24 protein-coding genes are annotated in these 25,132 nt (G+C 59.3%); 15 read left to right on the top strand and 9 right to left on the bottom strand.

Going from position 1 to position 25,132, the window contains the following annotated elements:
• Positions 1–98: 98 nt before the first annotated feature.
• From rplL to ABD653_RS08040, 6 genes are all read right to left on the bottom strand, one after another.
• Complete coding sequence (gene rplL / locus ABD653_RS08065; protein WP_160778202.1) at positions 99–476, bottom strand: 50S ribosomal protein L7/L12; 378 nt, start codon at positions 474–476, stop codon at positions 99–101.
• An 83-nt stretch (positions 477–559) separates the two neighbouring features.
• A complete protein-coding gene (gene rplJ / locus ABD653_RS08060) occupies positions 560–1,075 on the bottom strand; it encodes a 50S ribosomal protein L10 (protein ID WP_160778201.1) in 516 nt (171 codons plus the stop codon).
• A gap of 339 nt (positions 1,076–1,414) precedes the next feature.
• Positions 1,415–1,699 (bottom strand): hypothetical protein, encoded by a 285-nt coding sequence (locus ABD653_RS08055; protein ID WP_160778200.1) that lies wholly within the window; start codon positions 1,697–1,699, stop codon positions 1,415–1,417.
• 241 nt (positions 1,700–1,940) lie between these two features.
• Positions 1,941–2,198: a helix-turn-helix domain-containing protein gene (locus ABD653_RS08050; protein ID WP_160778199.1), complete on the bottom strand. Its 258-nt coding sequence runs from the start codon at positions 2,196–2,198 to the stop codon at positions 1,941–1,943.
• Positions 2,198–2,731 (bottom strand): DUF2975 domain-containing protein, encoded by a 534-nt coding sequence (locus ABD653_RS08045; protein ID WP_160778198.1) that lies wholly within the window; start codon positions 2,729–2,731, stop codon positions 2,198–2,200. Before ABD653_RS08045 ends, ABD653_RS08050 begins: the two co-directional genes overlap by 1 nt.
• 25 nt (positions 2,732–2,756) lie before the next feature.
• Positions 2,757–2,897 carry a hypothetical protein gene (locus ABD653_RS08040; protein WP_160778197.1) on the bottom strand — a complete coding sequence of 47 codons (141 nt, stop codon included), beginning with the start codon at positions 2,895–2,897 and terminating at the stop codon, positions 2,757–2,759.
• 425 nt (positions 2,898–3,322) lie between these two features.
• On the opposite strand from ABD653_RS08040, the gene rpoB reads away from it, so the two are divergent.
• The 6 genes from rpoB (at position 3,323) to ABD653_RS08010 (ending at position 16,260) form a co-directional block, all read left to right on the top strand.
• Complete coding sequence (gene rpoB / locus ABD653_RS08035; RefSeq protein ID WP_160778196.1) at positions 3,323–7,531, top strand: DNA-directed RNA polymerase subunit beta; 4,209 nt, start codon at positions 3,323–3,325, stop codon at positions 7,529–7,531.
• A gap of 52 nt (positions 7,532–7,583) precedes the next feature.
• Positions 7,584–8,378, top strand: a complete 795-nt coding sequence (locus ABD653_RS08030) for an FkbM family methyltransferase (protein WP_160778195.1) — start codon at positions 7,584–7,586, stop codon at positions 8,376–8,378.
• An 85-nt stretch (positions 8,379–8,463) separates the two neighbouring features.
• Positions 8,464–12,813, top strand: coding sequence for a DNA-directed RNA polymerase subunit beta' (rpoC, locus tag ABD653_RS08025; RefSeq protein ID WP_234032118.1), 4,350 nt, complete (start codon positions 8,464–8,466; stop codon positions 12,811–12,813).
• A gap of 122 nt (positions 12,814–12,935) precedes the next feature.
• Positions 12,936–13,652, top strand: a complete 717-nt coding sequence (locus tag ABD653_RS08020; protein WP_160778194.1) for a hypothetical protein — start codon at positions 12,936–12,938, stop codon at positions 13,650–13,652.
• A 58-nt stretch (positions 13,653–13,710) separates the two neighbouring features.
• Positions 13,711–15,060: a glutamate--tRNA ligase gene (gene gltX, locus ABD653_RS08015; RefSeq protein ID WP_160778193.1), complete on the top strand. Its 1,350-nt coding sequence runs from the start codon at positions 13,711–13,713 to the stop codon at positions 15,058–15,060.
• A gap of 63 nt (positions 15,061–15,123) precedes the next feature.
• Positions 15,124–16,260, top strand: a complete 1,137-nt coding sequence (locus ABD653_RS08010) for an FG-GAP repeat domain-containing protein (protein ID WP_160778192.1) — start codon at positions 15,124–15,126, stop codon at positions 16,258–16,260.
• Between the two features lie 49 nt (positions 16,261–16,309).
• On the opposite strand, the gene pyk is transcribed toward ABD653_RS08010, so the two are convergent.
• Positions 16,310–17,779, bottom strand: coding sequence for a pyruvate kinase (gene pyk, locus ABD653_RS08005; RefSeq protein ID WP_160778191.1), 1,470 nt, complete (start codon positions 17,777–17,779; stop codon positions 16,310–16,312).
• 48 nt (positions 17,780–17,827) lie between these two features.
• Between pyk and ABD653_RS08000 the strand changes: the two genes are divergently transcribed.
• From ABD653_RS08000 to ABD653_RS07965, 8 genes are all read left to right on the top strand, one after another.
• The gene (locus ABD653_RS08000) at positions 17,828–18,142 is read left to right on the top strand and encodes a DUF1244 domain-containing protein (RefSeq protein WP_160778190.1); all 315 of its coding nucleotides are present in this window, start codon (positions 17,828–17,830) and stop codon (positions 18,140–18,142) included.
• A 93-nt stretch (positions 18,143–18,235) separates the two neighbouring features.
• The gene (locus ABD653_RS07995; protein WP_160778189.1) at positions 18,236–18,472 is read left to right on the top strand and encodes a DUF2312 domain-containing protein; all 237 of its coding nucleotides are present in this window, start codon (positions 18,236–18,238) and stop codon (positions 18,470–18,472) included.
• Positions 18,473–18,531: 59 nt separating this feature from the next.
• Positions 18,532–18,879 (top strand): heavy metal-binding domain-containing protein, encoded by a 348-nt coding sequence (locus ABD653_RS07990; protein ID WP_160778188.1) that lies wholly within the window; start codon positions 18,532–18,534, stop codon positions 18,877–18,879.
• An 82-nt stretch (positions 18,880–18,961) separates the two neighbouring features.
• Positions 18,962–19,708: a YebC/PmpR family DNA-binding transcriptional regulator gene (locus ABD653_RS07985; RefSeq protein ID WP_160778187.1), complete on the top strand. Its 747-nt coding sequence runs from the start codon at positions 18,962–18,964 to the stop codon at positions 19,706–19,708.
• Between the two features lie 11 nt (positions 19,709–19,719).
• Positions 19,720–20,193: a crossover junction endodeoxyribonuclease RuvC gene (gene ruvC / locus ABD653_RS07980; RefSeq protein WP_160778186.1), complete on the top strand. Its 474-nt coding sequence runs from the start codon at positions 19,720–19,722 to the stop codon at positions 20,191–20,193.
• A 2-nt stretch (positions 20,194–20,195) separates the two neighbouring features.
• On the top strand, positions 20,196–20,495 hold the full coding sequence (locus ABD653_RS07975) for an antibiotic biosynthesis monooxygenase family protein (RefSeq protein WP_160778185.1): 300 nt from the start codon (positions 20,196–20,198) through the stop codon (positions 20,493–20,495).
• Positions 20,496–20,660: 165 nt separating this feature from the next.
• The gene (locus ABD653_RS07970) at positions 20,661–21,014 is read left to right on the top strand and encodes an ArsC family reductase (RefSeq protein WP_160778184.1); all 354 of its coding nucleotides are present in this window, start codon (positions 20,661–20,663) and stop codon (positions 21,012–21,014) included.
• Entirely contained in the window at positions 21,008–22,078 is a 1,071-nt protein-coding gene (locus ABD653_RS07965; protein ID WP_325065359.1) for a glycerophosphodiester phosphodiesterase, read from the top strand. Before ABD653_RS07970 ends, ABD653_RS07965 begins: the two co-directional genes overlap by 7 nt.
• Here ABD653_RS07965 and ubiG read toward each other — a convergent pair.
• Together ubiG and ABD653_RS07955 are read right to left on the bottom strand one after the other, a co-directional pair.
• Complete coding sequence (gene ubiG, locus ABD653_RS07960; protein WP_160778183.1) at positions 22,075–22,815, bottom strand: bifunctional 2-polyprenyl-6-hydroxyphenol methylase/3-demethylubiquinol 3-O-methyltransferase UbiG; 741 nt, start codon at positions 22,813–22,815, stop codon at positions 22,075–22,077. The two genes, ABD653_RS07965 and ubiG, sit on opposite strands and share 4 nt — an antisense overlap.
• Positions 22,816–23,709, bottom strand: coding sequence for a phytanoyl-CoA dioxygenase family protein (locus ABD653_RS07955; protein WP_160778182.1), 894 nt, complete (start codon positions 23,707–23,709; stop codon positions 22,816–22,818).
• A gap of 134 nt (positions 23,710–23,843) precedes the next feature.
• Here ABD653_RS07955 and ABD653_RS07950 point away from each other — a divergent pair, with 134 nt between their 5' ends.
• Entirely contained in the window at positions 23,844–25,121 is a 1,278-nt protein-coding gene (locus ABD653_RS07950) for an aspartate kinase (RefSeq protein WP_160778181.1), read from the top strand.
• The last annotated feature ends 11 nt before the right edge of the window (positions 25,122–25,132 follow it).

The following is a 25,132-nucleotide window of genomic DNA, read 5'->3' as shown; positions in this document are numbered from 1 at the left end:
GACGGGCTGGCTCGACCGCAAGAAAAAGGGCGGCACCTTGCGGCACCGCCCTCCTATCTGCGGGCGCTTCAAGACACCCACAAAATCCTGGAACAAGATTACTTCAGTTCGACGGTACCGCCGGCTGCTTCGATCTTGCCCTTGATTTCTTCGGCTTCTGCCTTGTTGACGCCTTCCTTGAGCGGCTTCGGCGCGCCTTCGACAAGACCCTTGGCTTCGGTCAGGCCCAGGCCGGTAATGGCGCGGACTTCCTTGATCACCTGGATCTTCTTGCCACCGTCGCCGGTGAGAATGACGTCGAATTCGTCCTTCTCTTCAGCGGCACCGGCATCACCACCGCCAGCGGCGGGGCCAGCAACAGCAACTGCAGCAGCGGCGCTAACGCCCCACTCTTCTTCCAGTGCCTTGGCGAGTTCGGCTGCCTCGAGGACAGTCAGTTTCGAAAGTTCTTCAACAAGCTTGGCGATATCGGCCATGATGCTTTACTCCAATTAGATGGCCCCAATATAAAACTGGGCGGGGCGAAAAATGCCCCAGAATGTTCAATTCAAAAAACCGCTTACGCTGCTTCTTGGGCGCCATAGGCACCGAAGACGCGGGCAAGCTTGTTGGCAGGCGCGTTGACGACCTGAGCGATTTTCGTCGCCGGTGCGTTAACGAGGCCAACAATCGTACCGCGAAGTTCGTCGAGGCTCGGCATCGAGGCGAGTGCCTTGATTCCTGCTTCGTCGAGCATCTGTCCGCCCATCGAGCCGCCGACAATTTCAAGTTTGTCGTTCGACTTGGCGAATTCCACGGCAGCCTTGGCTGCTGCAACCGGATCCTCGGAATAACCGAGAGCGGTCGGACCCGACAGCAGATCTTCCAGATCCACATAGGGCGTGTCTTTCAGGGCGAGTGCGGCAAGACGGTTCTTCGCAACCTTGTACGATGCACCGGCTTCACGCATCTTCCCGCGCAGTTCAGTAGACTGGGCCACTGTCAGGCCGAGATTGCGGGTCACAACAACCACGCCAACCTCGTTGAAGATTGCATTCAGCTCGGCGACCGCTTCGGATTTTTGCGAACGATCCATGCCTTACTCCTTCACTATGGCCACCCACGATATCCGCAACAAGCGAACACGCCGGTGACCGGCTCACATTTGCCCATGCCGCAAATCGACACGGGGTAGAGGTCCGTTGATGGGGAAGGAGAACGTGCCAGGCACGCAGGTGGCCATCCATAGGAGGTTGGCCGGAAACTCTTTTCCCCGTCTAGGCTGGAAATTAAGAAGGCCAGATTGCCTTCACCAACTGTCTCGGACGGATGAACAGGCAAACCAAAAGAGGCCCGCCGTTCGAAGGCGGGCCTCTAAGGGTTTTGCCGATTCTGTCAAGGCACGCCGGGGCGCCTTCATGACAGAACTGCCAAATTACATGCCGTCGGCAGTATCTTCCATCGCCGCGGCCTTGTCTTCAAGAGCCTCTGCCTGCTGTTCCAGCTCGGCAGCTGCGCCTACATCGCCTTCGGCTTCAGCAACATCGGCGCGTTCTTCAGCCAGGTCGGCCTGGGCTTCTACGACGCCGGCACCGGCATCGACCACTTCACCCTGCGCTTCCATGACATCGTCACGTTCTTCGGCAACCTCTTCGGCCGGGCCGTCGCATGCAGCGAGGGTGAGGGCGAGAGGCGTCGCGACTAGGATGAGCTTTTTCATAATTCGAGTTCCTTCCTGAACAATGCCGGTGTCTCCGGCTTCACGCAATCAACCAGTGGCATAGGTCAGGGTTCCAAGAAATGCCACAATTCTGTCGCATTTTGTCAGCCTACCCTGAATTTCTTCTCTCAGGTTGAGTGGAAGTGCCCAAAGCAGTCACGTTGGCCCCAGAGCCGCGCTGCAAGCGGAAGGCAGGCACAGCAAAGAAGATGTGTGCGTCAACCCGACTGTGTGATCAGGCTTACGTGCGTGGCTTAAACGACGCCGCATCTCCGTAAGCTAGCAGATCACCTGGCTGACACCGCAATTCCCGGCAGATCGCTTCCAGCGTCGAGAAGCGAATGGCCTTCGCTTTGCCGGTTTTCAGGATCGAAAGATTGGCCAGGGTCAGACCGACCCTCTCGGCCAGCTCGGTCAGGGTCATCCGACGTTCGTGCAAAAGATCGTCAAGTTTCACCACGATAAATCCTCCATGGCCTGGTTCAGGGGTAGGGGGCATCAGACTGTTCCTTCCACGTCTTCGCGCAGTTCTGCGCCGTACCGGAACACCCGGGCAAGGATAAACAGGACGATGGCGAGCAAGACGCCGGTCAGCGAGAAGTCATAATCTACGGTCAGGTTCTCCAGCGGGACGAGCGTGCCCAGATAGGCAACCAGTCCGGCGATCGGGAAGCTTGCCACCTGAAAGGCCAGCGCGATCCAGCCCATCGTACTCAGGCGTTTGGCGTTGTCGAGTGTGAACGGGTCATTCTCGCCCACGCTGTTCACGATATCCTTGAGCAGGCGGAAGAAGATGAAAGCGGTCGCTGTAACGGCTGCTGCGAGCAACAAGAGGCCAATCGATGCCGCCATGGCCGCTGAAGCGTTGTCTCCGCCATGTTCGACGACCGCTTTGGCAAAATCGGCCTGGTTGAGCAGCAGGATCGGAATGACCCCGATCAGGATGATCGTCACGAGGCCGGTCAGCCCCATAAGTATGCCGGAGAGTATTTTCCCGGCGGCGAGCAAGGGGTCGGATGGGCGATTGGTCATGGTCTTGGTCTCCTTTCCGGCTGGCTCAAGCCACGGCCGGCGTGGCGATTGCAGCTACGGCAGCATCAGCTGAAGGGGCGGGCACGGTAAGGATCGCACCGAAACTACCGGCCATGATCATGATCGCAGCAAGGGCAGCAGTGAACTGGTTTGCAAAGCGGGGCATTATCGATCTCCATTATGCTCAATATCGAAAATCAATAAGAGCGATTCGTCTTATTGTCAAACAATAATATTGTTATTCAATATCCTCCGCATCGTTTTGCAGGATGTAGCTTCACGTGGGCGCTGCCTTGATACGCCCGCTGGGCGAAGCGTTTGACAAAGGGGAGACTCATTCCTATCTGCCTTGGTGACCGCACGCTTCGAGCAAACTGATTCATGCGCGGGGATCAGTTCAGGATGGAAGCGGCGAGCTCCATATTCGCGACGATTGATTGAGCTGCAGCTTTGCAGGGTGAGAGCCTTGCGCCTTACGCTGCGGCCTTTTTTCGTCTCTGGAATGATGGACTGACCCGCATCACGAGATTTACATATTCCGGTGGTGCATGGGCATCGCCGGGTCACACGAGAAGAGGCGACACTCCTTCCATGGCAACCAAGGCTAAGAAGAGCTCCGGCAAGCTGACCCCGCAAAAAGCGCGGGCCAACACCGGGACAGCCAAGCGGCGCATCCGCAAGATTTTCGGCGATATCCACGAAGTGGTGCAGATGCCGAACCTGATCGAAGTCCAGCGCGAGAGCTACGAACAGTTCCTGCGTTCGAACAAGGCGGAAGACTATGTTTCCGGCCTGGAAAAGACGCTGCGCAGCGTTTTCCCGATCCGCGATTTTGCCGGCACCGCCGAACTGGATTTCGTCGACTACGAACTCGAGCCTCCGAAATATGACACCACCGAGTGTCGTCAGCGCGGGATTACGTACGCGGCACCGATGCGTGTTACGCTTCGCCTGATCGTTTTCGAAGTCGACCAGGAAACCGAAACCCGCTCCGTTCTCGATATCAAGGAGCAGGAAGTCTACATGGGCGATATGCCGCTCATGACGGGCAACGGCACTTTCATCATCAACGGAACCGAGCGTGTCATCGTGTCGCAGATGCACCGTTCGCCGGGTGTCCTGTTTGACCATGATCGCGGGAAAACCCACTCTTCGGGCAAGCTGCTCTTCGCGGCCCGCGTGATCCCTTATCGTGGTTCGTGGCTCGATTTCGAATTCGACGCCAAGGACATCGTCAATGTCCGGATCGACCGCAAGCGCAAGCTGCCGGTCACCAGCCTCCTTTACGCGCTGGGTCAGGACAGCGAAGAAATCCTCCATTTCTTCTACGACACCATGACCTGGGATCGTGCTTCCAAGAAACAAGGCGACGGCTGGAAAATCCCGTTCGACGCCGAAGCATGGCGCGGCCAGAAGCCGGCCTTCGCGCTAGTCGATGCCAAGACTGGCGAGGAAGTATTTCCCGCCAACCAGAAGATCAGCCCGCGCGCTGCCAACAAGGCGGCCAAGGACGGCTTGAAGACTCTGCTGCTGCCGGCTGAGGAAATCATCGGTCGCTACGCATCTGTCGACATGATCGACGAGAAAACCGGCCGGATCTACATCGAGGCAGGTGACGAAGTCACTGCTGAGCATATCGAAGTGTTCGATGAAGCCGGGATCGACCGGATCGAACTGCTCGATATCGACGAGATCAATACGGGTCCGTGGATCCGCAACACGCTCAAGGTCGACAAGGCCGAGAACCGTGATGAAGGTCTTGAGGCAATCTACAAGGTTATGCGTCCGGGCGAACCGCCAACCAAGGAAACCGCTGAAGCGCTGTTCGAAGGCCTGTTCTTCGATAGCGAACGCTATGACCTCTCCGCTGTTGGCCGCGTGAAGCTCAACATGCGTCTCGAGCTCGATGCCGAAGACACTGTGACAACGCTGCGCAAGGAAGACATCCTGGCTGTGGTCAAGGAAATGGTCGACCTGAAGGACGGTAAGGGCGATGTCGACGACATCGATAATCTCGGCAACCGCCGTGTCCGTTCGGTCGGCGAATTGCTGGAAAACCAGTATCGCGTCGGCCTGTTGCGCATGGAACGCGCCGTGAAGGAGCGCATGAGCAGTGTCGATGTCTCGACCGTCATGCCGAACGACCTGATCAACGCGAAGCCGGCTGTTGCTGCCGTGCGTGAATTCTTCGGCTCTTCGCAGCTGTCGCAGTTCATGGACCAGACCAACCCGCTTTCCGAAGTCACGCACAAGCGTCGCGTTTCGGCGCTCGGCCCGGGTGGTCTGACGCGTGAGCGCGCAGGCTTCGAAGTCCGCGACGTTCACCCGACCCATTATGGCCGGATCTGCCCGATTGAGACGCCGGAAGGCCCGAATATCGGTCTGATCAACTCGCTCGCATCGTTCAGCCGTGTGAACAAATACGGGTTCATCGAAACACCGTACCGCACCGTGATCGATGGCAAGGTGACCAGCGAAGTCAGCTATCTTTCGGCAATGGAAGAACAGAAGCACACCGTTGCGCAGGCCTCGGCCGAGCTCAACGATGACGGCTCCTTCGTTGAAGAGCTCGTCTCTGCGCGTCAGAACGGCGACTACTTCATGGCGCCGCGTGAACAGATCACGCTGATGGACGTTTCGCCCAAGCAGCTGGTTTCGGTTGCTGCATCGCTCATTCCGTTCCTGGAAAACGATGACGCCAACCGCGCCCTGATGGGATCAAACATGCAGCGTCAGGCTGTGCCGCTGGTCAAGGCCGAAGCGCCTTGGGTCGGCACCGGTATGGAAGAAACTGTGGCCCGCGATTCCGGGGCTGCGATCACCGCAACGCGCGGCGGCATTGTCGACCAGGTCGACGCGACCCGTATCGTGATCCGTGCACAGGGCGATGTTGAGCCCGGCCAGTCGGGCGTTGACATCTATACGCTGCAGAAGTTCCAGCGTTCGAACCAGAACACCTGCATCAACCAGCGTCCGCTGGTGAAAGTGGGCGAAGTGATCGAGGCCGGCGACGTTATTGCCGACGGCCCGTCGACCGATCTGGGTGAGCTGGCGCTGGGCAAGAACAGCCTCGTCGCGTTCATGCCCTGGAATGGCTACAACTACGAGGATTCCATCCTCATCAGCGAACGTATCGTGAAGGATGATGTCTTCACCTCGATCCACATCGAGGAGTTCGAAGTCATGGCCCGCGACACCAAGCTGGGCCCGGAAGACATTACCCGTGACATCCCCAATGTCGGCGAGGAGGCCCTGCGCAACCTCGACGAAGCCGGGATCGTTTACATCGGTGCCGAAGTGCATCCGGGCGATATTCTGGCAGGCAAAATCACGCCGAAGGGTGAAAGCCCGATGACGCCGGAAGAAAAGCTTCTCCGCGCCATCTTTGGGGAGAAAGCGTCGGACGTTCGTGACACCTCGCTGCGTCTGCCGCCCGGCGTGGCCGGCACCGTCGTCGAGGTTCGGGTTTTCAACCGTCACGGGATCGAGATCGATGACCGTACGCGTGCGATCCAGAACGAGGAAATCGAGCGTCTGCGCAAGGATAGCGCCGACGAACGCGCCATCCTCAACCGTGCGACCTATAACCGCCTCCGTGACATGCTGGTTGGCCAAACCGCTTCTGCCGCGCCGAAGGGCGTCAAGAAGGGGACCAAGGTCGACGAAGGCCTTCTTGATACGATCGAGAAGCACGAATGGTTCAAGTTTGCCGTCGCCGATGACAAGCGTCAGGCCCAGATCGAAGCGGTCAAAAGCCAGTATGACGAGGCCGTAAAGGGCATCGACGAGAAATTCGAAGACCGTAAGGAAAAGCTCGAGCGTGGTGATGAACTCGCCCCGGGCGTGCTCAAGATGGTCAAGGTCTTCGTGGCTGTGAAGCGCAAGCTGCAGCCGGGCGACAAGATGGCCGGCCGCCACGGCAACAAGGGTGTGATTTCGCGCATCCTTCCGGCTGAAGACATGCCGTTCCTCGAAGACGGTACGCCGGTTGACGTTGTGCTAAACCCGCTGGGTGTGCCTTCCCGTATGAACGTGGGCCAGATCTTTGAAACCCACCTCGGCATGGCAGCGCGTGGTCTTGGCCATCAGATTTCTGATGCGCTGGAAGAATGGCGTGCCGCCAATCCCGATGCGACTGCGGCCAAGCCTCCCGAGGCGGTCCGCGAGAAGTTGAAGGATGTGTATGGCGACGAATATCACGATGATATCGGCAGCCGTAGCACCGACGAGATCGTGGAACTGGCCAGCAACCTGACGGCAGGTGTGCCCATGGGTACGCCGGTGTTCGATGGTGCGCGCGAAGGCGACGTGACGATCGAACTGCAGAATGCAGGCCTCGACAGTTCGGGTCAGTCGGTCCTCTACGATGGCCGCACCGGTGAAGCGTTCGACCGAAAGGTAACAGTGGGCATTATCTACATGCTCAAACTGCACCACCTGGTCGATGACAAGATCCACGCCCGCTCGATCGGCCCCTACTCGCTCGTCACGCAGCAGCCGCTGGGTGGTAAGGCGCAGTTCGGCGGCCAGCGCTTCGGTGAGATGGAGGTCTGGGCACTCCAGGCCTACGGCGCAGCATACACGTTGCAGGAAATGCTCACCGTCAAGTCGGATGACGTGATCGGCCGTACGAAGGTCTACGAAGCCATCGTCAAGGGTGATGACACCTTTGAAGCGGGCATTCCGGAGAGCTTCAACGTGCTGGTCAAGGAAATGCGCTCGCTTGGTCTCAATGTCGAACTTTCCTCGCTGTCGGATGGCGACGAGGATGATGACGGCATGAAGATCGCAGCCGAGTAAGAGGGAGGTCGTGGGTTGCTCACTCCTTACGGGGTGAGGGGCCAGCGAAGAGATGCGTATCAGCAGGATGATCCGAAACCTGGCCGGTTCACAGGGCCTCATCATTCGGCGTGAGTCGGATGGTGCGCCCCTACGCGCGATGCTGGCAGGTCTCCATCCGGTACGCACCGAGCATGACCTTGTCCGCTTCGGCGGAGAGGCTGATGGGGGCTACCTGGTTCCTGACGATCTCGACGGGATTGCAGCTGTGTTCTCGCCCGGTGTCGATCAGACGGCCGAGTTTGAACGCGATTGCATTGCGCGCGGAATGGCCAGTTTCCAGGCCGATGGCTCGATCGAGCAATCGCCGCTGACGGATGATGCCAATGACTTCCTGGCGAAGTTCATCGGCATCGAAACTGTTGGCGATACGATTACGCTCGATGATTGGGTGGCTGCCAAGCAGCCCGGTTCTGCCGAGCTGATGCTGCAAATGGATATCGAAGGCCATGAATGGCTGTCATTGGCCCAGATCAGTGACGCGCTGCTCAAACGCTTTCGTGTCATGGTTCTGGAACTGCACCATCTCGATGCCCTGACCACCGATTTCGGTCGCCAGGTCATCGGTCCGGTGATCCAGCGCCTGACCCGGCACTTCGATGTCGTGCATATGCATGCCAACAACCATGCCGATACGCTGGCGACCCGTGATGGGGAGCTGGTGGAGCTGGTTGAGATTACGTTGCTGCGCAAGGACCGCTCGCAAACTCGCGATCTCGTGACTGCGCTGCCGCATCCGCTGGACCGCGACAATGTCCCCGACAGGCCTCCGATCCAGTTGCCGCCCACACTATCCGGAATACCCTGAAATCTAACGCCGCCCGCCAGATAAAGAATTCCCAGATTCAGTTTTCAAAGCCGCCGCAAGGCGCATCAGGAACCGAAAAGACGCCATGAACGAACTGACAAAATTCACCAACCAGCTCGCCAAGCCCGAGACGTTCGACCAGATCCAGATCGGAATTGCCTCGCCAGAGCGCATCCGCAGCTGGTCTTTCGGTGAGATCAAGAAGCCGGAAACAATCAACTACCGTACGTTCAAGCCTGAGCGTGATGGCCTGTTCTGTGCCCGCATCTTTGGTCCGGTGAAGGATTACGAATGCCTGTGCGGCAAGTACAAGCGCATGAAATACAAAGGCGTTGTGTGCGAGAAGTGCGGCGTCGAAGTCACCGTAACGAAGGTTCGCCGTGAGCGGATGGGTCACATCGAGCTGGCGGCTCCGGTGGCGCATATCTGGTTCCTGAAATCGCTCCCGAGCCGTATCGGCCTGCTCCTCGACATGCAGCTCAAGCAGCTTGAGCGGGTGCTGTATTTCGAAAGCTACATCGTTACAGAGCCCGGCCTCACGCCGATGGAAAAATTCCAGCTGCTGACCGAAGACGAACTGCTCGAAGCGCAGGACGAGTATGGCGAAGACGCTTTCTCGGCCGGAATCGGTGCAGAAGCCGTCAAGATCATGCTGATGGACCTCGATCTCGAGCAAGAGCGTGACGATCTGATGGAAGAGCTGGCGACGACCAAGTCGAAGCTCAAGCCTGCCAAGATCATCAAGCGCCTCAAGGTCGTCGAGAGCTTCATCGAATCCGGCAACCGACCGGAATGGATGATCCTCGAAGTTGTGCCGGTCATTCCGCCCGAGCTGCGCCCGCTGGTGCCGCTGGACGGGGGTCGTTTTGCGACCTCGGATCTCAACGATCTCTATCGCCGCGTAATCAACCGTAACAACCGCCTGAAGCGCCTGATCGAGCTGCGCGCGCCGGACATCATCGTCCGCAACGAAAAGCGCATGCTGCAGGAAGCTGTCGATGCGCTGTTCGACAATGGCCGTCGTGGCCGGGTCATCACCGGTGCCAACAAGCGTCCGCTGAAGTCGCTCTCCGATATGCTCAAGGGCAAGCAGGGCCGCTTCCGCCAGAACCTTCTGGGCAAGCGCGTCGATTATTCCGGTCGTTCAGTCATTGTGACCGGCCCAGAACTCAAACTGCACCAGTGTGGTCTGCCCAAGAAGATGGCGCTCGAGCTGTTCAAGCCGTTCATCTACGCCCGCCTCGACGCGAAGGGTCTCTCTATGACCCTCAAGCAGGCGAAAAAGTGGGTCGAGAAAGAGCGCAAGGAAGTCTGGGATATCCTCGACGAAGTGATCCGCGAGCACCCGGTTCTGCTGAACCGCGCGCCGACGCTTCACCGTCTGGGCATCCAGGCGTTCGAGCCGGTCCTGATCGAAGGCAAGGCTATCCAGCTGCACCCGCTCGTCTGTTCGGCCTTCAACGCCGACTTCGATGGTGACCAAATGGCCGTTCACGTACCGCTTTCGCTGGAAGCCCAGCTCGAAGCACGTGTGCTGATGATGTCGACCAACAACATTCTCTCGCCCGCCAACGGCAAGCCGATCATCGTGCCTTCGCAGGATATGGTCCTGGGCCTCTATTACCTGTCGATGGAACGGCAGGAGAAGAAGCCGGAATATGTCGAGGGTGAAAACGGCGAGAAGATCGAGAAGCTGCCGCGCTTTGCCGATATGGCCGAGGTGCACCAGGCGCTCGAAACCAAATCCGTTACGCTGCATACCAAGATCATCACCCGCGTCCCGCAGGCCGATGAGAAGGGCAACATCTCGATGGTGCGTTTTGAAACGACGCCGGGCCGGATGCTGCTGGGCGAGTGCATGCCGAAGAACCACAAGGTTCCGTTCGATATCGTCAACCGCCTGTTGACGAAGAAGGATATCGGCGACGTGATCGACGAGGTCTATCGTCACACCGGCCAGAAGGACACCGTCCTGTTTGCCGATGCGATTATGAGCCTTGGTTTCAAGCACGCGTTCAAGGCCGGCATCAGCTTCGGCAAGGACGACATGATCATTCCGGACAGCAAGGACGGCATGGTCGAGGACACCAAGAAATTGGTCGCCGATTACGAGCAGCAATATCAGGACGGCCTGATCACGCAGCAGGAAAAGTACAACAAGGTGATCGACGCCTGGAGCCGTTGCGGCGACCAGGTGGCGGACGCCATGATGGACGAGATCAAGGCGCAGAAGATCGACAAGGACGGGAAGCAAGCCCAGATCAACTCGATCTACATGATGAGCCACTCTGGCGCGCGTGGTTCACCCGCCCAGATGAAGCAGCTTGCCGGTATGCGCGGCCTGATGGCCAAGCCGAGCGGCGAGATCATCGAAACGCCGATTATCTCGAACTTCAAGGAAGGTCTGACCGTTCTTGAATACTTCAACTCCACCCACGGCGCCCGTAAGGGTCTGGCCGATACGGCTCTGAAGACGGCGAACTCGGGCTACCTGACCCGTCGTCTGGTTGACGTGTCGCAAGACTGCACGATCGTGGTCGAGGACTGCAAGACCGACAACGCGCTGGAAATGCGTGCGATTGTCCAGGGTGGTTCGGTCATCGCATCACTTGGTGAACGTATCCTGGGCCGCACTACGGCCGAGGATCTGGTCAATGCCAAGACCGGTGAAGTGATTGTGAAAGCTGGCACCCTGCTGGACGAACCGATGGTCAAGGCGATCGAGGAAGCCGAAGTTCAGGTTGCCAAGATCCGCTCGCCACTGGTGTGCGAAGCCGATCAGGGCGTGTGCGGCACGTGCTACGGCCGTGATCTCGCGCGCGGTACGCCGGTTAATATCGGTGAAGCTGTCGGCGTGATCGCTGCGCAGTCGATCGGTGAGCCGGGCACTCAGCTGACGATGCGGACATTCCACATCGGCGGTGCGGCGCAGCTCAACGAGACCAGCCACCTGGAATCGATTTCGGACGGTAAGGTCGAATATCGCGACATGCCCACGATCACCGACAAGAAGGGCCGCATCCTGTCGATGGCCCGTAACGGTGAACTTGCCGTGATCGACGCCGAAGGGCGCGAGCGCGAAATCCACAAAGTGCCTTACGGTACCGTGCTGATGCACAAGGATGGCGGCAAGGTGAAGGAAGGCGATCGTCTGGCGGAATGGGATCCGTTCACTCTGCCGATCATCACCGAACAGTCGGGTGTGGTGAAATACCAGGACCTGATCGACGGCACGACGATGGAAGAGCGTGTGGATGACGCGACGGGTATTGCCCAGCGTGTCGTTACCGAGAACCGGGCGACCGGCCGCAAGAAGAAGGAAGACCTGCGTCCGCGGATGACTCTGTTGGGCGAAGGCCAGACCGATGCCGACGAAACCGAAGCACAGCGCTACATGCTTGCTCCGGGTACCACGCTCTCGGTCGAAGATGGCCAGACGGTCGATGCCGGTGACATTCTTGCCCGTGCGTCGCGTGAAGCGGCCAAGACGCGTGACATCACCGGCGGTCTGCCGCGTGTTGCCGAGCTGTTCGAAGCCCGTATTCCGAAAGACAATGCGATCATTGCCAAGATTTCGGGCAAGATCGAATTCGTTCGCGAATACAAGGCCAAGCGCAAGATCGCGATCGTTCCCGAGGAAGGGGATGCAGTCGAGTATCTGATCCCGAAGACCAAGGTCATCGACGTTCAGGAAGGCGACTTCGTGAAGAAGGGCGACACCCTGATTTCGGGGAGCCCGAACCCGCATGACATCCTTGATGTCCTGGGCGTCGAAGCACTGGCCGAGTATCTCGTCAACGAGATCCAGGAAGTCTACCGACTGCAGGGCGTGAAGATCAACGACAAGCACATCGAGACGATTGTCCGTCAGATGCTGCAAAAGGTCGAGATCACCGATGGTGGCGACACGGTTCTGCTTCCGGGCGAACAGGTCGACCGGGCGGAAATGGACGAAGCCAATGCCAAGCTGACGCGCAGCAAGAAGCCTGCGCAGGGTACTCCGGTACTGCTCGGTATCACCAAGGCCTCGCTCCAGACGCGCAGCTTCATTTCCGCTGCATCGTTCCAGGAAACGACCCGTGTTCTTACCCAGGCTTCGGTCGAAGGTAAGAAGGACACGCTGATTGGCCTGAAGGAGAACGTGATCGTGGGCCGTCTCATCCCCGCCGGTACCGGCGCAGGGATGAACCGGATGCGCGTAACCGCCTCCAGCCGCGATGCTGCGCTTCGGGCCCAGTGGAAGAAACAGCAGGACGCCCTTGCTGCCGCTGGTGAAGCCGAGAAAGAGCCGGAAGGTGAAGTGATGGACGCAGCCGCAATGGCCGCAGCCATGGGTGGTGGTGACGCTGCCCCGACACCGGAAGCGGCCCCAGAAGCTGCACCTGAAGCAGAAGCGCCTGCGACGGAAACTCCTGAAGCGACCGAAGGCGAATAAGCTTCAAGAACTGATCTGGAATTGCCCCGCTGGAAGCTCGCTTCCGGCGGGGTTTTTCTTGGCACCGGTTCACAATGCCGTCACCTTCCCGCGAATAGCCTTGGCTAGAAAGGGAGGGTTCTATGACTGTTCAAAGATTTCTGCTTGCAATGGGGGCGCTGGCGTTGACCGTGCCTGTTGGCGCGCAAGCGCAGGACGAACTGGTGGTCGTCACGGGGTCGCGTTCTGATCGGGCCAGTTTTGACGAATATTACAATCGCGAACAGGCAGCGATCGGCCTCACCCGCAAGGCCGACTATTTCGTCAAGCCGCTCTATGTCAGTTCGGATTCGCGCGATTCCAGCCTGCGCGTCCGGGAATTGCGGGCCATGCTGCGAGAGACGATCTCGCGGGCTGCAGAATCGGGCATTTCGCTGGTTGCGGGCAATTACACCCTTACCACGGTCACGATGGCGGATGTCGAGCAGTTGCAAGTTACGGGCGGACGCCGGCCGGATACTAACAGGGTGAGCATCTACGCCCGCATCCCGGTCGATGGAAAGACCACACGCGTGCGCGATGCCGACCAGCGCATCCAGGCCTTTATCAAGGCTGTCCCTGCCACGGGACGATCCTATATCGAGACTGGATCAACCAGTCTCGCCTTGACCAATCCGGACCAGTATCGCGGCGATGTGGTTCGCGCGGTGGCTAATGAGGCAAAGCGCTATGCCGGTATGTTCGGCAGCGACTACGGGATATCGATCGAAGGTCTCGATTCAGAATTGTTCTGGCAACAATCCAGCGAGACCGAGGTCTTCCTCTACATCAACCACGAATTCGTGATCCGGCCGAAATAGACACTGCCAGACTGCCGGAACGGGTTCACCGCACCGCCAAAGTGCCTATAGAGGCGGCATGACTACGATCACCCGTTTCGCGCCGTCCCCCACCGGGCGACTGCATGTCGGCAATATCCGCACCGCGCTGCACAACTGGATGCTGGCGCGCACAAATGGCGGGCGCTTTCTGCTTCGGATTGACGACACCGATGCTGCCCGCAGCAAAGAGGAATATGTCGAGGCGATCCGCGCCGATCTGGCGTGGCTGGGGATGGAGCCCGATGGTGAAGAGCGCCAGTCAGAGCGGATGGCGCTGTATGATGCGGCGTTCGAAGCGCTGAAGGATGCAGGCCGGGTCTATCCCGCCTACGAAACGGCGCAGGAATTGGAGCTGAAGCGCAAGATCCAGTTGGGGCGGGGCTTGCCGCCGATTTATGATCGCGGTGCGCTGAAAATGAGCGACGCGGAGCGGGCGGCCAAAGAAGCTGAGGGCGTTCGCCCGCATTGGCGATTCAAGCTCGACCATGATGAGCCTATCACCTGGGATGACGGAGTGCGAGGCGCGCAAAAATTCGATCCCGCGACACTCTCTGATCCGGTCATCAGGCGCGCCGATGGCAGCTGGCTCTATATGCTACCGAGCGCTGTTGACGACATCGATATGGGTATCACCGATGTTTTGCGCGGCGAAGACCACGTATCCAATACTGCCGTGCAAATTCAAATGTTTACCGCACTTTTTGCTGCGCAGCATAAAGCGCAGCATTTGCCCCGCTTTGCCCACACTGCTTTGCTGGTGGGCAAGGAAGGTAAGTTATCCAAGCGGCTGGGATCGCTGGGCTGTGACGCTTTCCGGGAGAAGGATATCGCTCCGCAGGCGATCATCGCGCTACTGGCGCGTCTGGGTACGTCTCAGCCGGTCGAGCCGATTGCCGACCCGCAGGTCCTGCTGGACAGTTTCGACCTGTCCACCTTTGGCCGTGCCCCGGCCAAGTTTGACGATGCGGAGCTGCAGCGGATCAACACCGCGCTGGTCCATCAGACGGAATTTGCCGACGTCGCAGATCGCCTGCCGGAAGGGATCGACGAGGCTGGTTGGCACGCCATCCGGCCAAACTTGACGACGATCAGCGAGGCGGCCGAATGGTGGCGCCTGGTCACGGGCCCGATCACCCCGCCGGAGTTTTCCGAAGAGGACCGGGCCTATCTGGCGCAGGCTGCCAAAGCTCTCGCATGGGGTGACGATCCTTGGGGCGCGCTGACAGCGACGCTGAAGGAGGGCACGGGACGCAAGGGCAAGGCGCTGTTCCTGCCACTGCGCCAAGCACTAACCGGCATGAACCACGGCCCCGATATGGGCGAGCTGCTGCCGCTGATCGGCGAGGTTGAGGCGTGCAGGCGGTTACAACTGGCAGCAGCAAGTTAGCGTCGGGTGTCTGGCCAATCGTTTGAAAACCGGTCGATGGCCGATGATGAAAGGGGAAGGAAGATGTCCTATTCGCACTCCCTGGCCAAGGTGGTCGCTGCCATTGTCCTTTTGACCGGAGGCGTTGCTGGAGCGGAAGATGTGCTGCTGGAATTCCGGCAGCACCCCTTTCTGGAATTCGATATAGAAGCCAACCGATCAGCAGATGTTTCACTTGCCGACATGGATGGCGATGGTGATCTGGATGTGGTTCTGGCAAATGGTCGCCATTGGGCCCAGCGAGATTTTGTCTTCCTGAATTCCGGATCGGGCAAACTGCTTGAAGCCCGGCCCTTGGGCGTCGCAAGATCGGCAAGCTACACCGTCCAGGCTGGCGATATAGACGGTGACGGTGATGTTGATGCAGTCGTGGTGAGAGACATGCTGCCTGTGCAGTGGTTTCTGAACGATGGGCATGGAAACATGGTTTTGCAGGGCGAATTGGCGGAAAGTGCAGGGCCTGCGCGATCGGCCGTTCTTGCTGACTTGGACGGCGACCGAGCCCTGGACCTAGTTGTGGTGACACGCCGCACACCGGATCGTTTCTATCGTGGAGATGGGCGCGGCGGCTTTCAGAGTGGCACCGACTTTCCAGATGAGGGGTTCGGATCGACAGGAGTCGTGGACGGAGATGTGGATGGTGACGGTGATGTCGACCTCGTTATCGCCCGGCGGGATGGCGCAGCCAGCGTGGTCATGGTCAATGACGGTACCGGCGCATTTCGAGTTCACCCTCTGCCCGAGAGCGAAGGGGATCACCGCAAGGCTGCGCTGGAGGATCTGAATGGCGATGGAAGACCGGATATTGTTTTAGCCTCCACAGACGGCCCACATTTGCTGTATCTGCAGGAGTCTGCCGGATTGAACGCGGATCCGACAGTCTTCGGCCAAGCGGGTGAAGCTGTGCAGGCCTTGGCTGCCGGTGATCTGGACCAAGATGGCGACATCGATCTTGTCGCCGGGGCAGACGGGCCGAATATACTCTACCGAAATGATGGAGCAGGGAAGTTCTCACGTCAGATCATCCCGAGTGCATCGGATACCTACGGAGTGGCAATCGGCGACATGAACTCAGACGGCCTGCCCGACATCGTGTTTGCCAATTCCGGTTCCGCAAATGAAGTTGTCTTGTCTAGGCCGCTCAATGGCAACCGTGACTGAGAATTGGTTCTCGAGCGCCAGGAACGAACTGAACCCCGAAGGCTGATAACTAGTCCTCGCGCTTGTCCAGCTCGTCACCCTTGAGTGTTACGACATGCAACAGATTGGTGCTGCCCGGTGTCCCGAAAGGAACGCCGGCCAAGGCGATCAGCTTGCTGCCTGCCGTGCCAAATCCGTGGCGCAGGGCCATGCGCTTGCCCTTGGCGATCATTTCTTCGAAGCTGCCGATATCCTTGGTCGCGACCGAATGGGCGCCCCACAGCAGCGCGGTGCGGCGGGCGGTGCGCATTTCCGGGGTCAAGACCAGCATCGGCACGCTGGGCCGCTCACGCGCCACGCGCCGTGCGGTCGAGCCGCTACCAGTGAACACCGTTATCGCAGCAATCGGTACCGTGTCGGCGATGGTCATGCAGGCGTGGCTGAGCGCGTCGGCAGTGGTCGGGTCGGGCGGCGTATCGAGCAAGCGGACCCGTTCGACGTAGTCCTCGTCCTGCTCCACCTGCACCGCGATCTTGTGCATGATGGTGACGGCTTCCTCGGGCCAGTCGCCGGCTGCGGTTTCGGCGCTCAGCATGACGGCATCGGCGCCATCATAAACGGCATTGGCGACATCGGAGACTTCGGCACGGGTCGGGGCCGGGCTTTCGATCATGCTTTCCAGCATCTGTGTCGCCACAATCACCGGCTTGCCCTTGAGGCGGGTGGCGTTGACGATTTTCTTCTGTAGTGGCGGGACTTCCTGCGGCTCCAGCTCCACGCCCAGGTCACCACGCGCGACCATGATGCCATCCGACATTTCGATCAGTTCATCGAGACGCCGTACAGCCATCGGCTTTTCGATCTTGGCACACAGCGCGCCGCGCGGCTTGCCATCAGGACCAACCATCAGCTTGCGCGCTTCAGCCAGATCTTCAGGGCGCTGGACGAAGCTGAGGCCGATCCAGTCGGCGCCGTTTTCCATCGCGAAAGCCAGATCCTTGCGATCCTTCTCGGTCAGTGCGGGGATCGGGATTTCCGCGTCGGGCACATTCACGCCCTTGCGGTCGGATATGACCCCGCCGACTTCGGCCGAGCAGAGGATCTTCTCGTCATCGGCTTTGATCACCCGGAGGCGGATCTTGCCGTCATTGATCAGCAGGCGCTGGCCCTTTTCCAAAAGGCCGAATAACTCGGGATGGGGCAGCTCGACGCGGGTTTCGTCCCCCGGCTCCGGATTGCGATCAAGGGTGAAGTGGCCCGAATGGCGGATCACCGCCTTGCCGTCCTTGAACGAACCGACTCGCAGCTTGGGCCCTTGCAGATCGCAAAGGATGGCTACGGGCCGATAAAACTCGCGCTCCAGCTCGCGGATGGCTGCCATGGTCTTGGCATGCTGGGCATGCTCGCCATGGCTCATATTGACTCGAAACGCATCGGCACCCGCCTTGAACAGGCGACGCAGCATTTCCGGGGAATTGGAGGCCGGGCCGGTGGTGGCTAGGATCTTGACCTTGCGGCCACGGGGATCAAGCTTTTGCATGGGCCGATGCTATGGCACAGCCATGTTGCAACTCAAGGAATAGTAACAATGGATACGAATTCAACCCAAGCTCTCGACCAGCTCGATGATGCCGTCGCCGCTGCCGCATTCCGCCGGCTGGTCCGGCATTTGCAGCACCGCCATGATGCGCAGAATATCGCATTGATGGCGCTATCGGGCTTTTGCCGCAATTGCCTTGCCGACTGGATCCGCGACGCGGGCTACGATGGCGACAAGGCTGCCGCGCGCGAATTGATCCACGGCATGCCGATGGAGGAATGGAAAGCCACCCGTCAGACGCCGGCCACCGATGCGCAGATCAAGGCGATGGAAGCGAGCCTGGCAAAGAACAAGGCCATTTAGTCGCAGGAAAATCCGACAAGCCGGTTCCGCCTTTGCATCCGTGCCGCTATCGCAACGTCAACTGATTCTCACATATTCTGGAGCTGACTGACCATGGCTGAAGCCACCGACGACCGCCTGCGCCTGCTGATCGAGCGCATCGAACGCCTCGAGGAAGAAAAGAAGGGCATCGCCGACGATATTCGCGACGTCTATGCCGAGGCCAAGGCGGTCGGCTATGATCCGAAAATCATGCGGCAGGTGGTGCGCCTGCGCAAGATGAAGCCGGATGATCGCAGCGAAATGGAAATGGTCCTGGATACTTATAAGGCGGCGCTCGGGCTCGGTTGAATTTCATGCTCCCCGTATTATATAGGTAATACACCAATTCAAGGCGAGGAAGAACGACTATGGCAGGTCCCTGGAAAGACGCGCGCGGCGTTATTGTAACGACCACACCCACCATCGAGGGGCAACCGATCCAGCAATATCTCGGCATCGTGACGGGCGAAGTGATTGTTGGTGCAAACGTGTTTCGCGACATGTTTGCCAATATTCGCGATATCGTTGGCGGGCGTTCGGGCAGCTATGAGCGCATCCTCGCCGATGCGCGCAACCAGGCGATCGAGGAATTGCAGGCCGAAACAGCCAGTCGCGGCGGCAATGCCGTGGTCGGGATTGATCTCGACTATGAAGTGATCGGTGCCAATGGCTCGATGCTGATGGTCAGCGCCAGCGGCACAGCGGTGAAGGTGTGACGCTCCGCTGGATGTTGAAGCATGGGCGTGGCTGGGCTAGGCCGCGCCCTTAGTCTTTTCAGCCAATCGAAACAGAGTTCCCATGGCAGGCCATTCCAAATTCAAGAATATCATGCACCGCAAGGGTGCGCAGGACAAGAAACGGTCCAATCTCTTCTCCAAGCTCAGCCGCGAGATTACCGTTGCGGCCAAGATGGGCACGCCCGATCCGGACATGAACCCGCGCCTGCGGCTGGCGGTCAACACCGCAAAGGCGCAGTCGATGCCCAAAGACAATATCCAGCGCGCAATCGACAAGGCGAGCGCAGGGGATGATGAGAACTACGAAGAAGTGCGCTACGAGGGGTACGGCCCGGGTGGATCGGCAATTATTGTCGAGGCCTTGACCGACAACCGCAACCGCACTGCCACCGCTGTGCGCACCGCATTCAGCAAGAATGGCGGCAATCTGGGCACCGAAGGTTCGGTTGCGCACGGGTTCGAACGGCTTGGCTATATCGAGTATGGCGCCGAAGCCGGCGACGAGGAAAAAGTCCTCGAAGCGGCGCTGGAGGCGGGTGCCGAAGACATCCAATCGTCTGACGATGCCCACGAAATCTGGACCGCTGCCGAGGATCTGCACGAAGTCGCCTCCAGTCTTGAGACAGCGCTGGGTGAGGCCAAGGAAGTCAAGCTGGCGTGGAAGCCCAACATTACGGTCGATCTCGACGAGAAGGGCGCTGGCACGCTGCTCAAACTGATCGATACGCTGGACGATGACGATGACGTCCAGACCGTTTGGGGCAATTACGAAATCTCCGACGAGATCATGGCCAAGCTCGACAGCTGATCGGGCGGGCTGTGCTGATCCTCGGCCTTGATCCCTCGCTCAGCTGCACCGGCTGGGGCGTGGTGCGGGCCGTGGGTGCACGCCTGATCCACATTGCCAACGGGCAGGTGAAAACCGATGCCAAGGCGCCGATTGCCGAGCGGCTGCATCACCTTCACGATGCAATTGCCTCTGTGGTTGCAACGCACCAGGTTGACCGCGCTGCGGCTGAGGAAGTTTTCGTCAACAAGAACCCGCAATCGACCTTGAAACTGGCGCAGGCGCGCGGGGTGGTTTTGGCCGCATGTGCCGCAAGCGGCCTGACGGTCAACGAGCACGCCGCGCGCAAGGTGAAGAAGGCCGTTGTGGGGACAGGGGCTGCCGACAAGGCGCAGGTGCAAGCGATGTTGAAAGTGCTGTTGCCCGGAGCAGAGGTCGCGGGCGCGGATGCTGCGGACGCATTGGCGGTGGCGATTGCTGACGCGCATCTCGGGCGGGGGATGTAGCCATGTTCCTGGTCGTCTTCCGCAATCGCAAACGGGCCGATATCGACCAGCAGGCCTATGATGCAGAGGCGCAGGCGATGGAGGATCTCGCGGCGCAGCAGCCGGGGTTTGTGTCCTTCAAGACCTATGCTGCCGATGATGGCGAGATGATTGCGCTATCGGAATGGGCCAGCGAAGCCGCTGCCCTCGCATGGCGGCGCCATCACGATCATGCCCAGGTGCAGGCGCGGGGGCGTTCAGACTATTATTCGGAGTACACTTTGTTTGCCTGCGACGATCCGCGCATCCATCGCTTTCCGTAAAGGTTGATGACTGTCCTACAGCAGCAGCTGTGGTTAAGTCGCGGCCATGGGATACAAGCTGTCGTCCAGTTCCGCACTTTCTGGCACGATGTCATCACCCTTTCACGTCCGGCGTTTTTGACGCCAGGACCGTGTTCCATGTGTTCCATCCTGTAGGACTTACCGATGACGATCCACATTTACGGCATCCCCAATTGCGACACGGTCAAGAAGGCGCGCAAATGGCTCGATGCGAATGCGATTGAGTACACGTTCCACGACTACAAGAAGGAAGGCGTCGAGCGCGGCCAGCTGGTACGTTGGGCCGATCGTGTGGGATGGGAAGTGCTGCTCAACAGAAGAGGCACGACATTCCGGAAACTGGATGATGCGGACAAAGCCGACATCGATCGCACCAAAGCCATCGCGCTGATGGAAGAACACACCAGCATGATCAAACGTCCCGTCGCCGAGCATGAGGATGGCGCGCGTATCCTGGTCGGCTTTGCCGAGAGCGAGTGGGAGAACGCCTGGTGCTGAAGTGGCTGTCTGCGGCGCTTATGCTGGTGTTGGCTGTGCCCGCCTATGCGGAGGATGATATGCTGATAATCGCCCATCGCGGAGCCAGTGGGGAACGGCCCGAACATACGCTGGCAGCCTATGAGCTCGCGATCGACCAGGGTGCCGACTACATCGAACCCGATCTGGTGTTCACCAAGGATGGCGTGCTCGTATCCCGCCACGAGAACGACATATCTGCCACAACCGATGTGGCTAAACGGTCCGAGTTTGCCAGCCGCAAGACGACCAAGTCGATCGACGGAGCAGACATTACCGGCTGGTTCACCGAAGACTTTACACTGGATGAATTGAAGTCACTGCGCGCAATCGAGCGGCTGCCGGACCTGCGACCTCAAAATACCGCTTTTGACGGGAAATACGATGTCCCGACCTTGGCCGAAATCATCGATCTGGTGAAGCGAAAGGAGAGCGAGACCGGACGCCGGATCGGTCTCTATCCCGAAATGAAGCACCCGACCTACTTCAAACAGGCGACCGGCCTGAACATGGTCAACGCCCTGGTCGCGCAGCTGAATGCGGCCGGGTACGACACGGCAGAAGATCCGGTGTTTATCCAGTCGTTCGAGGTAACGCCGCTGATCGATGCCAATGGCGTCACCGACATGCGCCTCATCCAGCTGATCAAGGCCGAGGGCCGTCCATGGGATGTCGAAACCACCAACTACGCTTTCATGAGCAGCGCCAAGGGTCTGGCCGTGCTGGCGCGCTATGCGGACGGGGTCGGTGCCAATCTCCAGCTGGTGCTGAACGCGGATGGCACGCCGACATCACTTGTTGCCGATGCGAGGGCGGCCGGGATGAAGGTGCATGCCTGGACCTTGCGCAAGGAGAATGCGTTCCTGCCGCCCGCCTTGCAGCGCGGTGCGAACCCAGCCGATGCCGGGTGTCTGTCTACCCTCGTGTCGATGCTGGAAGATGCCGGGGTCGATGGCCTGTTCACGGATGATCCGGCGCCCGTCATTTCGGCGCTGGCATCGGGCGAGAGCGCGTGCGTTCGGGAACCTGCAGGAGGAGAAGGCTAGCCTTCGGCTACAACGCTGAGGATGTAATTGAGCGATACGTCGTCAGACAGATGCAAGCCCTTGCCCACCGACCAGGCAATGCCGCGCATCTCGCAAGATCGTAGGCCGACCGATCCGAGTGAAGCCTCCAACTCGTCGGGCGTGACAAAATCGTCCCAATGATGGGTGCCTTTGGGAATTCGCCCCGTCGCTTCGGCAGCACCAACCAGAAGCAACCTGCTGGCAGCGGTGCGGTTGGGCGTGGAGATGATCATCAGGCCACCGGGCGCCAGCCTTGCAGCCAATTGGGCCAGAAATGCCTCTTTGTCGGCGACATGCTCGATCACTTCGAGGCAAGTCACCAGATCATAGGTACCAAGACCGAGTTCACCCAATTCGCCATGGCGATACTCGATGGCGAGCCCGACACCGTCCGCATGAACCTTGGCTGCCGCAATGTTCTCCGCCGCCGCGTCCACACCTGTGACGTGTGCACCCAACCGCGCCAAGGGCTCGCATAGCAAGCCGGCACCGCAACCGACGTCCAGCGCAGTCTTGCCTTCAAGCGGAGCGAAGCCTTCGATATCGCCACCCCAATGCACATCGATTGCTTGGCGCACGAATTGCAGCCGCACCGGGTTGAGTTGGTGCAGCATTGCGGAGGACCCTTGCGGATCCCACCAATCCGCCGCCAGCGCGCCGAAATGCGCGGCTTCCTCTGGCCGGATAGTGGCGGAGGTGTCTCCGTTTACGGGCATTCACATGGCTCCCTTCGCCGCACGTTCGCTGACGCTGTCATACAAGCTGTCGCCCCAGCTCTTGGCAGAAGCGCCGAACAACCAGTCAGGTGGCGTAATCTCCGGGCCTTCACCGGGGGGCAGAGGAGGAGTGAAATAGCCCAATGCATAACTGCCCATGGCGTATCCCAGCAGGGCCTGCAATTCCGGGCTGAAATCCTTGGCGATATCGGGCGGGCAGGAAAGATACTGGTTCTCTTCCTGACGCAGCCAGCCGAGGCAATAGGTGATGTTGAGGCCCATCCTGTTGCTGTCGGACTGGTTCTTGCCGCCCGAGTGAATGACCGATCCGGAATAAACGAGCACAGAGCCAGCAGTCATTTCTGCGTAGCCAATTTCGTGATCCTCTGCGGTGCGCTCAGGCTCCCAATGATTGGAGCCGGGCACCACCCTGGTTGCGCCATTCTCGCGGGTAAAGTCGGTTACGGCCCAGATTGTATTGAGCTGCGGCTCCAGCGAGGCGGGCAGATATCCGCCCCAGGCAAGTCGGTCGCGGTGCAGGGGTTGTTCGCCTTGTTGCGGAAAGATGCGGATCAGCTGGGTCAAATGCAGCTGGTACGCGTCACAGAAGGGTTTGAGAAACGCGTCGCAAGCCCCGATCAATCGTTCATCCATTACCAGTTGGCGACAGGCCTCTGATCGCGCCACGAGCGCACCGGTCCGGCTGGTATTGCGACCGGTGAAGTCGTCCTGGCCCATCGATGTTGCCTCGACATAGGGCATGATCTCTGCCTTGAGCTGGTCCAATTGTCCGTTGCCCATCGCGTCGTCAATGATGCAGGCGCCATCCTCGCGCAACGCATCAGCAAGGGTCGCGGCGTCAGTTGTGCTGCCAAAATGCTTGAGCTCGGGCATCACAGCCTCTCCTCTTCCTGTCGGGCTCTCAATCAACGCTATCGCAGCGTAAACCGCAAGTCTGCTTGTCATTGACCGATGTCGTCCTTAGTCCCTTGGCGCTTGGACAGGCGGACCTTTTGAAAGGTGGGGCAGTGGCGCGCATCGTGATGAAATTCGGCGGAACCTCGATGGCAGGGACCGAACGGATTCGCCGTGTGGCGCAGATTGTCCGCAAACAAGCCGCCAACGGTGATCAGGTTGCAGTTGTCGTTTCTGCGATGGCGGGAGAAACAGACCGGCTGGTCAATTTCTGCCGCGAAGCCAACGCACTATATGATCCCGCCGAATATGATGTTGTGGTCGCGTCTGGGGAACAAGTCACCTCCGGTCTTCTCGCACTGACTCTCCAGTCCTTGGGATGCAAGGCACGCAGCTGGCTGGGTTGGCAACTGCCAGTCCATACGGTCGAAGCTCATTCCAAAGCGCGGGTCGAAACCATCGACAGCGATGCACTCAAGGCCAGTATGGCCGGAGGCACGATCGCCATCATTCCCGGGTTTCAAGGCGTTTCGGCCGAGGGGCGGATCACTACTCTGGGTCGCGGTGGATCTGACACTTCCGCTGTGGCGGTCGCAGCTGCGATCGGCGCCGACCGGTGTGACATATACACCGATGTCGACGGCGTTTATACGACTGACCCCCGCATCGTGGCCCGCGCGCGCAAGCAGAAAGCGGTGACCTACGAAGAGATGCTGGAGCTTGCATCGGTGGGCGCGAAAGTCTTGCAGACCCGCTCGGTTGGGCTGGCGATGAAAGAGGGGGTACGGGTGCAAGTCCTCTCCAGCTTTGTTGACGACAACGCCACCCCGGCAGACGACTTGCCCGGCACGCTGATCGTGTCGGAGGAAGAAATGGATCAAATCCTGGAGGAGGGCGAAATGGAACGCCAGCTCGTAACCGGTATCGCCCACGACAAGAACGAAGCGAAGATCATCCTGACGCGCGTGCCCGACAAGCCAGGCGCGGTGGCGCATATCTTTGAGCCGCTGGCCGATGCATCGATCAATGTGGATATGATCATCCAGAATGTCGGCCGCGACAAGGGTGAAACGGACGTTACCTTTACCGTCCCGCAAACCGATCTTGCCCGCGCCCAGGCATTGCTGGAAGACAAGCGCGAAGAGATCGGCTTCAACCGTATCATTACTGACAGCCACATTGCCAAGATCAGTGTGGTGGGCGTGGGTATGAAAAGCCACGCCGGGGTCGCCAGCACCATGTTCCGGTCATTGAGTGATCGCGGCATCAATATCCAGGCGATCTCGACCTCTGAAATCAAGGTCAGCGTGATGATCGACGAGGACGAAACAGAACTGGCTGTGCGGGTTCTCCACACGGCCTACGGGCTGGATGAGGAAGACGCGGCTTGAGCCGCTTGCCG

The sequence above is a fragment of the Parerythrobacter jejuensis genome, from assembly GCF_039536765.1.
In the GTDB taxonomy this organism is placed as follows: domain Bacteria; phylum Pseudomonadota; class Alphaproteobacteria; order Sphingomonadales; family Sphingomonadaceae; genus Parerythrobacter; species Parerythrobacter jejuensis.
Note: the sequence above shows the minus strand (reverse complement) of the source record. Positions and strands in the feature narration are given on the sequence as shown.